We start from the raw sequence: 9,964 nt of genomic DNA, 5'->3' as shown, positions 1-9,964 counted from the left end.
CATCGCCGTTGAGGACTTGCGGAGACAAAACCACAAGCCCTTGACAGGGAGAGGGCCTTGCCCCATAGTAAGGCTTGCGGCCATACCTTGGAGGGTTGGCCGAGCGGTTGAAGGCGGCGGTCTTGAAAACCGCTGTGGGGTCTTCCCCACCGGGGGTTCGAATCCCTCACCCTCCGCCAAAGGCTTGGAGAGGTGGCCGAGTGGTCTAAGGCGGCACCCTGCTAAGGTGTTGCACCGGGAAAACCGGTGCCGCGGGTTCGAATCCCGCCCTCTCCGCCAAGCGCCCGGGGCTTCCCGGGCCTTTTCCTTGGCCGTGGTGCCCTTACCCCCTCTTTCCCCTTGCCGCCTCCTGAGGCGGCGGAACCGCTTCCTGGTGGAGGCGGACGTGGGGCCTTTGCACCTTCCCAACAGCGGCCGCATGGCCGAGCTCCTCCTGCCCGGCACCCCGTGCCACTACCACCCTAGGCCCACCCCCAAGACCCTGGGGCGCCTCTACCTGGTGGAGCGGGAAGGCGTCCTGGTGGGGGTGGACGCCTCCCTGGCCGCCCGGGTCCTCGAGGTCCTCCTGCAAGAGGGCTTCTTCGGGCCCCTGGAGGCCCTGAAAAGGGAAGTCCCCGTGGCGGGGGAGAGGCTGGACTTCCGGGCGAGGCTTGGGGGAAAGGAGGCCTTCCTGGAGGCCAAGAACTGCAACCGGGTGGAGGAGGGCCTCGCCCTCTTCCCCGATGCCCCTACCGCAAGGGGCGCCCGGCACCTCCGCCTCCTCGCCCGCCTCGCCCGGGAGGGCTACGGGGCCTTCGCCGTCTGGGTGGTGCAGCACCCCCTGGCCCAGGCCTTCGCCCTGGACCCCGAGGACCGGGCCCTCCTCCAGGCGGCCCAGGAGGCCCTGGAGGCCGGGGTCTCGCTCCTCGCCTTCCGGGTGCGCCCCACCCTGGAAGCCCTCCGCCTCGAGGCCCCCCTCCCCTGGGTCTGGCTTAGCCCCCAAGGAGGATCTGGAAGGCCACCATCAGGGCCGCGGAGAAGGTGAGGACCGTGGCCACCTCCTCGGCCTCGGTCTCTTTGAGGGCGTCCGGGAGGATCTCGGCCACCGCCATCCAGATCATGGCCCCGGCGGCGAAGCCGAGCCCCACGGGCAGGGCAGGCTTGAAGGCCTCCACGAAGAGGAAGGCGGGCACGGCCATGAGGGGCTGGGGAAGGCTGGAGAAGACGCTCCACAGGGCGGCCCCGAGCACGCTCACCCCCCGCGGGATCAGCACCAGGCTGATGGCGAGCCCCTCGGGGATGTTGTGCACGGCGATGGCCAGGGTGATGAAGACCCCTAAGGCCTCCCCACCCCCGAAGGCCACCCCCACCCCCACCCCCTCGGCGAAGGAGTGGAGGGTCATGATGCCCACGATCAGGAGGGCCTTGCGGGCGTCCAGGCCGTTTAGGGCGCCGAAGCTCACGTCCCGGCCCCGGAGGTAGCGGTGGGAGAGGAGGATGAAGAGAAGGCCGAGGCCCACCCCCAGGAGGGTCCGCCCCAGGCTGTAGTTCACCCCCTCGTAAACCAGGCCGAAGCTCGCGGCCAGCATGAGCCCGGCGGCAGCGGCGTTGGCCAGGCCCAGGTGCCGGCTTAGGACCTTCCGGGTGAAGAGAAAGGGAAGGGCTCCTAACCCCGTGGCGATGGCGGTGAGAAGGGCGTAGAGGAAGACGCTTAGGGGAGAGACGGGCAGGGCGTCCATGGCCTCCAGTTTATTGCAAGTGATTACTAATCGCAACTAGCCAGTTCCGCACCGCCCGGGCCACCTCCTCCCGGTCCCGGTCCAGGAGGAGGTCGTGGCCGCTTTCCGGGAAGACGAGGTAGTCCTTTGGGGCGCTCCCCAGAAGCTCAAAGTACCGGCGCACCCCCTTCACCACCCGGTCCTTTCCCGCCTCCACCACCAAGGCCCGCGCCCGCACCCGGGGCAGGACCTCCGGGGTCTTCCGCATGAGGGCGAGGAGCTCCCCCACCGCCCGGGTGGGAAAGTAGGGGTAGTTGGGGTTGCCTTTCCGGAGCTCGGGGTCCTCTATGGAGCGAGGACCAGGAAAGCGGGGGATGAGCCAGGAGAGGTAGGGGGCCAGGGGCGCCAAGGGGTTTTTCAGGGCGAAGGCGGGGGCCAGGGCCACGAGGGCCTGGGTGGGATGGCGGGCGGCGAGGTGGGCGGCGAGGAGCCCCCCCATGGAGAGCCCCACCACTCCCCGGGGCTCGGGGAGCCCCAGGTAGGCTCTTTCCGCCGCCAAGAGCCAGTCCTGAAAGCGCACCCTAAGGAGGTCCTCAGGGCTCGTGCCGTGGCCAGGAAGGGCGGGCTGGCTCACGGCAAAGCCCGCCTCCTTAAGCCTTTCCGGCAGGGGGCCCAGGGTGAGGACGGGGTGGGAGGTGAACCCGTGGAGGAGGAGGAGGCGCATGCCCCAGCATACCCCTCCTGGACGCCAAGGGAGGAGCGTGGTAAAACGGGGGGGAATGCTTGCGGGCAACCTCGCGGAGTTTCCCTTCCCCTCCCTGGTAGGCGCCCTCATGAGCGCCGGGCGCACCGGGCGGCTTGTCCTCAAGCCCCCCTTTCTGGAGGCGGAGGTCTACCTCCGGGGAGGCCAGGTGGTCCACGCCAGGGTCCAGGCGGGGGAGCGCTCCTTGGAGGGGGAAGAGGCCTTGGACCTCCTGGTGGGCCTCAGGCGGGCCCCCTTCGCCTTTGAGCCCGAGGCCCTTCCCCCCCATACCACCCTCCTGGGCGGGCTCGCCGTACCCGCCCGCCTCGCCGAGGCCCAGGCGGCGTGGCAAGGGCTCAGCCTGCCCAGCGACTGGGGCTATGTTCTTCGCCTGAACCCTAAGGGTGGGGAGGCGGAGCTTTCTCCAGAGACCCTCCGGTTGCTGGCCCAGGTGGAAGGGAAAACCATCGCCCAAGTCCTCACGGGCCCGGGGGTCTTGCGCCTGGCCCGGTTCCTGCACACCCTCTTGCAGGTGCAGGCCCTCGAGGCCGTCCCCCGGGTGGAGGTGCCCCCGGTTTCCCTCCTGGTCCTTCCCATCTACGGTCCAGGCTCCGGGGTGGCCTACGTGGACGAGGCGCTGTACGCGGAGTGGGCCCGGGCCATCCGCCACGGCTTCCGCCTGCGCCTTCTAGGGCGGGAGGCGGCGATGGAGGTGCGTCCCAGGCCCAACATTCCCGGGCGGCTCGGGCTTCTGGAGGAGGACTTAAAGCGCCTCCGCCTCCGCCGGGGGGATAAGGTGGAGGCGGTGCCGGAGGTGTAGGTATGGACATCCTGGCCCTGAACGAGTATCTTAACCGGATCGTTTATGGCTTCCCCATGAAGCTGGTCTACCTCCTGGTGGGGGCTTATCTGGTTATATTCCAGATCCGCTGGTTCCAAGCCCCCCTCCGGATGCTCCGGGTTTCCTTCGCCGAAACCTTTGGGGCCATCCGCGAGCCGGCCTTTGGCTTCGGCGGCCAGATCACCCCCTTCCAGGCCACCATGGTGGCCCTTTCGGCCACCTTGGGTACCGGGCACCTCCTGGGCATGCTGGCGGCGGTGCTCCTCGGGGGACCGGGGGCCGTCTTCTGGATGTGGGTGGGCTACTTCTTCGGCACCGGGACCAAGTTCGCCGAGGCCACCTTGGCCGTCCACTTCCGCCGCCGCTTCGCCGACGGCTCCGTCTCCGGGGGGCCCATGTACTACCTTTCCCGGGGGCTTCCCCGCCTCCGCTTCCTGGGCCACCTCTTCGCCCTCTTCGCCGCCCTAGCCGCCTTCGGCATCGGCAACCTCTCCCAGGCCGGGGCCGTGGGGGGGGCCCTCGCTCCCCTGGGGGCGCCTCCCGCCCTGGTGGGCCTCTTCCTGGCCCTCCTGGTGGGGGTGGTCCTGGGGGGAGGGATCGTGTGGGTGGCCCGGTTCGCCCAGGTGGTGGTGCCCCTGAAGCTCCTCCTCTTCCTGGTAGCGGTGGGGCCCCTCGTGGTTCTTTACGGGGCCCGGATCCCCGAGGCCTTGGCCCTCGTCCTCCAGGCCGCCTTCAGCCCGGAGGCCGCCCTGGGGGGAGCGGCGGGCTACAGCCTTTTCGCCGCCCTCAACGCCGGGCTTGGCCGGGGCATCTTCGCCAACGAGGCGGGCCTCGGTTCGGCTCCCATCGCCCACGCCCAGGCCCAGGTGGACCACCCCGTGCGCCAGGGCTTCTGGGGGGTCACGGAGATGTTCGTGAGCTTCCTGGTGACCTCCCTCACCGCCCTCACCTTCGTCGCCTCCGGGCTTTGGCAGAAGGGGGGAAGCGCCGCCGAGGCCGCCCAGGCCCTCTTCCAGGCGCACCCCTTGGGCGGGGCGATCCTGGCCCTCACCGTGGCGGTCTTCGCCCTCGGGACCATGGTCTCCTGGGGGTTTTACGGGGAGGAGGCCGCGGCCTTCCTCTTCGGGGAAGGGATCCGCTGGCCCTACCGCCTCGCCTTCGCCACCTTGGCCTTCGTGGGTCCTTTGGGGGGCCTCGAGGCCCTCCTGGCGGTCTCCGACACCCTGAACGGCCTCATGGCCATTCCCAACCTCCTGGGGCTCGTCCTTTTGGGCGGGGTGGTGGGCCGCCTGGTCTACGGGTTCTTCCGCGGGGAGCCCTGGGTGCCGCCTCGGTAGCGCCCTTCCCGGGCCTTTCTCGCTCTTTCGCCCAAGCCGAAAAAGGGGTTTGGCTTTGCAACATGGGATGCCCGAGCTTGGGCTGCTCTTTTGGGGTACTTAGCCCCCGCCCCGGCTCGCGGCGAAGGCGAGGCGGTTAAACCAGGCCTCCGCCGCCTCCCCTTCCACCTCCACCAAAAGCTGGGGGATGGCGAGGCTCCCTACCCGGAGGGGCTCCACCTCCCGGAAGCGCACCAGGGCCCCGGGAAGGCGGTAGACCCCTTCTCCCTCCTTAACCCCGCCCCATTCCTCCAAGTAGCGCTCCAGAAGCCAGGAAGGAAGCGCCCCGAAGGTCTGGGCAAGCCCGCCCGCCACCGGGGGGAAGAGGTCCAGGGTGGCCTCGGGGGAGAGGGGGGTGGAAAGGCCCTGGAGGTAGCGCACGTCCCGGCCCTCCAGGAAAACCGAAACCCGCTCCGCAAGCTCCTCCCCCTCAAAGAGCTCCCCTTTTAGGGCGGGATAGGCCTCCACCAGGCGGGCGAGCACCTCCCCCACGGTAGCTCCCGGCACCACGAGCTGGCTCTTCCCGGTAAGGCCGCGGAAGGTGGCGTAGAGGTTCACCTTGGGCATAGGAGAAGTCTACGGGAAAACCCCGACCTAGGGGCCGGGGCCTTGCCCTATACCCCTTTGACCGGATCTTTCGCCTAAGCCAAGGCCTCTTTGGGCCTTCTTTTCCGGGGCCCCCAAGCCAGCATGGGGTGGTGTTAGTCGTCCGCCGCCTGGGAGAGGATGCCGAGCTCCTGGAGCTTGGCGGGGGGCACCACGCCCCGCTCCCAGCCCCGCTCCCGGTAGTACTCCTCCAGCATCAGGTCCAGCTCGGTGACCTGCCCCTTGGAGCCCGCGCAGTCGGAGGGCTCCTTGAGGAAGCACTCGGGCAGGTAGTCCGAGCCCTCGGCAAAGCCCGCCAGGTTGTTGTAGTAGCGCTCCAGGTTGTAGATGCGCTCGCCGATGCGCAGGATCTCCTCGGGGGTCACGGGGCGGCCCCAGTAGGCGGCAAGCTGCTTGGCGTACTCCTCGGGGCCTTCGGCGAACTGGCTGAACTTGCAAAGGTCCAGGGAGTCGGTGAAGGCCGAGAGGTCTTGGAAGAGCTTGGTGAGCTTGCCCTTCCCCTCCCAGGCCAGGGGGTCGGTCTTGTAGGGCACGCCCAGGATCTCCGAGGCCGGGGTGTAGGCCCGGAGGTGGCAGGCCCCCCGGTTGGAGGTGGCGTAGGCGATGCCCATGCCCTTGAGGCCCCGGGGGTCGTAGGCGGGGATGGACTGGCCCTTGACCTCCAGGGCAATCTCCGGGTGGCCGATGGCCTTGGCGAAGCGGGCCGGGCCCTCCGCCAGCATGTCCCCCACGCCCTTGCGGTGGGCGATGGCCTCGAGGACCCTAACCTCCCCCTCCTTGTCCCCGAAGCGGATCCCGTCCGGGCCCTGGTAGTAGCCCTTCTCCGTGGCCTCCATGAGGACGGCGATGGCGTTCCCCGCCTCAATGGTGTCCATGCCGTAGGCGTTGCAGAGGTAGATGGCGTAGCCCGTCCAGTCGGTGTCCGTGTGGCCCGCATGGGCCCCGAGGGCCCAGGCGGACTCGTACTCGTAGGACTCAAAGCGGATGGCCTTGCCGTTGATGTGGACCTCCACCATCTTCTTGCAGGCCACGGGGCAGGCGTGGCAGGTGTTGTCCTTGACCAGGCGGTGCTCGCGGATGTACTCCCCGGAGATCTTCTCCGCCCCCTCAATGCAGGTGTGCTGGGCATTGTAGGTGGGCAGGGCCCCCATGACGTTGGTGATGTTCATGAGGACGTTGGTGCCAAAGAGGGAAAGCCCGCCCTTCTTGGGAGCGGTGACGTTCTTGGGGTCGTTGATGGTGGCCGAGGCCAGGCGGTCCGCCTCCTTCCAGAGCTCGGGGTCCTTGGGCTGGGGCGTCTTGTCGTGGTGGCCTACCACCACGATGGCCTTGAGCTTCTTGCTTCCCGCCACCGCCCCGGTGCCGCCCCGGCCCGCGGCCCGTTCGTCGTTGTTCACCCAGTTGGCGAAGCGCACCAGGTTCTCCCCGGCGGGGCCGATGGCCATCACGTCGGCCTCCTCCCCGTGCCGCTCCCGGAGGATGCGGTGGACCTCGTGGGTGGTCTTGCCCCAGAGGTCGGAGGCGTCGTGGATGGAGACCTCCCCGTCCTTCACCAGGAGGTAGACGGGCCTCTCCGCGGCCCCCTTGATGAGGAGGCCGTCAAACCCCGCCCACTTGAGCTTGGCCGCGGTCCAGCCCCCCATGTGGCTGTCGGTAACCGTGCCCGTGAGGGGGCTTTTGGTGACCACGGCAAGCCTTCCCGACATCTTGGCCCGGGTGCCGGAGAGGGGGCCGTTCATGATGCAGAGGAGGTTCTCCGGGCCCAGGGGGTCCACCTTTGGGCCGTTCTCAAACACGTACTTCACCCCGAGGCCCCTTCCCCCCACGTACATCTCCAGGTCCTTGGGGTCGGGGGCGAAGTACTCCACCTTCCCCGCGCTGAGGTCAATGCGGGCCAACCTGTGGGCGTATCCTCCGAGCATTCCGCACCTCCTTCAGGGTAGACATCGCCGCGCGACGGAACCGGGTCCTCGCTTGGATTTAGGGGGATTATACCACGGGGTCCCGGGGAGAGTGTAAAGTGGGGCATCGTGCTGGCCCTGGCGGGAGAAACCCTGGTGGACCTGGTGCTGGAGGGGGAAAACCCACTCCGCTTCGCGGGGGCCTTGGGGGGGGTCGGTGCTGGCCGGGAAAGCCTCCGGGCCCTTGCCCGGGAGGACCTGGAGGCGGCCCTAAGGGGGGCGGTGGCCCTCTCCGCCCTGGCCTGCACCGTGCGGGGGGCGGGGCTTCCCGAGGAGGGGCTTCGGGCCTGGAAGGGGCGCTTCCTAGGGGATTAGGAGGACCTTGCCCGTGGTCCTCCTCCCCTCCAGGGCCTCGTGGGCCTCCTTGGCCCTCTCCAGGGGAAACTCCGCCCCGATGCGCACCTTGAGCCACCCCTCCACCACCCCCCGGAAGACCTCCCCGGCGCGCCAAAGGAGCTCCTTGCGGCTTGCGGTGTAGTGGTGGAGGGTGGGGCGGGTGAGGAAGAGGCTTCCCTTGCGGTTCAGGACCTGGGGGTCCAAAGGGGGCACGGGCCCCGAGGACTGGCCGAAGAGGACGAGCATCCCCCGGGGGCGGAGGGCCTCGAGGCTCCCCTCAAAGGTGTCCTTCCCCACCCCGTCGTAGACCACGTCCACCCCGCCCCCCGAAAGGGCCTTCACCGCCTCGGCGAAGCCCTCGTAGGGCAGGGCGTAGTGGGCCCCGGCCTCGAGGCAGAGCCTCCGCTTCTCAGGGGTGCTCGCGGTGGCGTAGACCGTGGCCCCCAGGCGCCTCGCCCACTGGATGAGGAGGTGCCCCACCCCCCCGGCCCCGGCGTGCACCAGGACCTGGTCCCCGGGCGCCACGGGGTAGGTGCTCTTGAGGAGGTAGTGGACCGTCATCCCCTGAAGGAGGGCCGCAGCGGCGAGCTTCGGGTCCAGCCCCTCGGGGACAGGGACGAGCCTCTCCGCCGGGACCACCTGGTACTCGGCGTAGGCGCCTTGCACGTTGGCAAAGGCCACCCGGTCCCCGGGCCTCACCCCCACCACGCCCTCCCCCACCTCCTCCACCACCCCGGCCCCCTCCTCGCCCAGGGTGAAGGGGAGGGGCATGGGGTAGAGGCCCTTCCGCTTGTAGGTGTCAATGTAGTTGACCCCGATGGCGGAAAGCCTCACCAGGACCTCCCCGGGCCCGGGCTTGGGGAGAGGAAGCTCTTCCAGCCTCAAGACCTCCGGACCGCCCACCTGGTAGACCCTTACGGCCTTCATGGGGAGAGTTTAACGGAAAGGGGCGGGCGCCGATCCTTGACCTGGGTGGCCCTCACGCCGGAGGGCCGGGCGGCCCACGAGGCCTACCGGAAGGCCCTTCTGGACCTCCTCCGGGGAGGTTAAGTGCCCGCACCTTGGCTTTGCAACATGGGATGCCCGAGCTTGGGCTTTGGGAAGGCTCTTTTGGGGCCCCTACCGCGGCAAAAGCTGCAGTGGGGTACTTAGCGGGCCAGGGGCACTTAGAAGGCCCTCTGGTACTGGGGGGGCACGGGGGCCTCCGCCCCGAGGTCCTTGGCCGCCTTCAGGGGAAAGTAGGGGTCCCGGAGGAGGACCCGGCCCAAAAGCACCAGGTCGGCGCTTCCCGCCTGGAGAAGGGTCTCAGCCTGCTCCGGCGTGGTGAGGAGGCCCACCGCCCCCGTCCGCAACCCCACCCGCTTCCGCACGGCGTCGGCGAAGGGCACCTGGAAGCCCGGGGCCACAGGGACCCTCACCCCTGGCACCACGCCCCCTGAGGAGAGGTCCAGGAGGTCCACCTCGAGGGCTTTGAGCCTCTCCGCGAAGGCCAGGGTGTCCTCGAGGCCCCACCCCCCTTCCGCCCAGTCCGTGGCCGAGACCCGCACGAAAAGGGGAAGCTCAGGGGGTATCGCCTCCCGCACCGCCTTCGCCACCTCCAGGGGGAAGCGCATGCGGTTCTCCCGGCTTCCCCCGTAGGCGTCCTCCCGCCGGTTGGCAAGGGGCGAGAGGAAGGAGGAAAGGAGGTAGCCGTGGGCCATGTGGAGCTCAAGGACCTGGAAGCCCGCCCGGATGGCCCTCTTGGCCCCCTCCACGAAGGCCTCGAGGACCCGCGCCATGCCCTCCTCCGTGAGGGGCTCGGGCACGGGGTAGCCCTCGGCGAAGGGGATGGGGCTCGGCCCCACCACTCTCCAGCCCAGGGGCTTCCCCCCTTCCCAGGGGCGGGCGGTCCCCGCCTTGCACCCGGCGTGGGCGAGCTGGATCCCCGGCACCGCCCCCGCCTCCCGGATGCGCCGCGCAAGCTCCCTAAGCCCCGGCAGGTGGTCCTCGGACCAGATCCCAAGGTCAAAGGGGCTGTTCCTCCCTTCGGGAAGGACCGCCGTGGCCTCCACGATCACGAGCCCCACCCCGCCCAGGGCCCGGGTGGGGTAGTGGAGGAGGTGCCAGTCCGTGACCTCTCCTTCTCCCGTGGCCGAGTACTGGCACATGGGGGACATGGCCAGGCGGTTTTTTGAGCCTAACCTCTCGGAGCTTTAGGGGGGTAAAGAGGAGGGTCATGGGACCATTATCCCCAGGGTGGCCCTTGTAGAATGGGGCGTGCGTATGGAACTCCTTCCAAGAGGAAGCGCCTGGAGGTGATGCCGTGAAGAAGCGCTTTTGGGCGGCGGTTTTCCTTCTGGCCACGGGCCTGGCCCAGCCCCTCAAGGTGGCCATCCTCTGGCACCAGCACCAGCCCCCCTACGAGA

Annotated in this window: 9 protein-coding genes, 2 tRNA genes and 1 pseudogene; 6 read left to right on the top strand and 6 right to left on the bottom strand. The window is 69.2% G+C overall.

Annotated features, from left to right (window positions below; genetic code table 11):
- The first annotated feature begins 89 nt into the window (after positions 1–89).
- The 3 genes from ABJK26_RS02030 (at position 90) to ABJK26_RS02020 (ending at position 1,024) form a co-directional block, all read left to right on the top strand.
- Positions 90–179: transfer RNA gene (locus ABJK26_RS02030), tRNA-Ser, on the top strand.
- A 7-nt stretch (positions 180–186) separates the two neighbouring features.
- A tRNA-Ser gene (locus ABJK26_RS02025) sits at positions 187–279 on the top strand.
- Positions 280–307: 28 nt separating this feature from the next.
- On the top strand, positions 308–1,024 hold the full coding sequence (locus tag ABJK26_RS02020) for a DNA/RNA nuclease SfsA (RefSeq protein WP_347240540.1): 717 nt from the start codon (positions 308–310) through the stop codon (positions 1,022–1,024).
- Here ABJK26_RS02020 and ABJK26_RS02015 read toward each other — a convergent pair.
- Positions 972–1,718 (bottom strand): ZIP family metal transporter, encoded by a 747-nt coding sequence (locus tag ABJK26_RS02015; protein WP_347240539.1) that lies wholly within the window; start codon positions 1,716–1,718, stop codon positions 972–974. The genes ABJK26_RS02020 and ABJK26_RS02015 overlap by 53 nt on opposite strands.
- A gap of 10 nt (positions 1,719–1,728) precedes the next feature.
- The gene (locus tag ABJK26_RS02010) at positions 1,729–2,421 is read right to left on the bottom strand and encodes an alpha/beta fold hydrolase (protein ID WP_347240538.1); all 693 of its coding nucleotides are present in this window, start codon (positions 2,419–2,421) and stop codon (positions 1,729–1,731) included.
- 55 nt (positions 2,422–2,476) lie between these two features.
- Here ABJK26_RS02010 and ABJK26_RS02005 point away from each other — a divergent pair, with 55 nt between their 5' ends.
- On the top strand, positions 2,477–3,259 hold the full coding sequence (locus tag ABJK26_RS02005; protein WP_347240537.1) for a DUF4388 domain-containing protein: 783 nt from the start codon (positions 2,477–2,479) through the stop codon (positions 3,257–3,259).
- A gap of 2 nt (positions 3,260–3,261) precedes the next feature.
- Positions 3,262–4,617, top strand: a complete 1,356-nt coding sequence (locus ABJK26_RS02000; protein ID WP_347240536.1) for an amino acid carrier protein — start codon at positions 3,262–3,264, stop codon at positions 4,615–4,617.
- Between the two features lie 99 nt (positions 4,618–4,716).
- On the opposite strand, the gene ABJK26_RS01995 is transcribed toward ABJK26_RS02000, so the two are convergent.
- Both ABJK26_RS01995 and ABJK26_RS01990 read right to left on the bottom strand, forming a co-directional pair.
- Positions 4,717–5,223, bottom strand: a complete 507-nt coding sequence (locus ABJK26_RS01995; RefSeq protein ID WP_347240535.1) for a ubiquitin-like small modifier protein 1 — start codon at positions 5,221–5,223, stop codon at positions 4,717–4,719.
- A gap of 134 nt (positions 5,224–5,357) precedes the next feature.
- Entirely contained in the window at positions 5,358–7,184 is a 1,827-nt protein-coding gene (locus tag ABJK26_RS01990; RefSeq protein ID WP_347240534.1) for an aldehyde ferredoxin oxidoreductase family protein, read from the bottom strand.
- A 108-nt stretch (positions 7,185–7,292) separates the two neighbouring features.
- Here ABJK26_RS01990 and ABJK26_RS01985 point away from each other — a divergent pair, with 108 nt between their 5' ends.
- Positions 7,293–7,538, top strand: coding sequence for a hypothetical protein (locus tag ABJK26_RS01985; RefSeq protein WP_347240533.1), 246 nt, complete (start codon positions 7,293–7,295; stop codon positions 7,536–7,538).
- Here ABJK26_RS01985 and ABJK26_RS01980 read toward each other — a convergent pair.
- Together ABJK26_RS01980 and ABJK26_RS01975 are read right to left on the bottom strand one after the other, a co-directional pair.
- Positions 7,527–8,486: a quinone oxidoreductase gene (locus ABJK26_RS01980; protein WP_347240531.1), complete on the bottom strand. Its 960-nt coding sequence runs from the start codon at positions 8,484–8,486 to the stop codon at positions 7,527–7,529. The genes ABJK26_RS01985 and ABJK26_RS01980 overlap by 12 nt on opposite strands.
- Before the next feature lie 239 nt (positions 8,487–8,725).
- Positions 8,726–9,776, bottom strand: a pseudogene (locus tag ABJK26_RS01975) (NADH:flavin oxidoreductase/NADH oxidase).
- Positions 9,777–9,964: the final 188 nt, after the last annotated feature.

This window comes from Thermus sp., from assembly GCF_039793865.1.
In the GTDB taxonomy this organism is placed as follows: domain Bacteria; phylum Deinococcota; class Deinococci; order Deinococcales; family Thermaceae; genus Thermus.
Note: the sequence above shows the minus strand (reverse complement) of the source record. Positions and strands in the feature narration are given on the sequence as shown.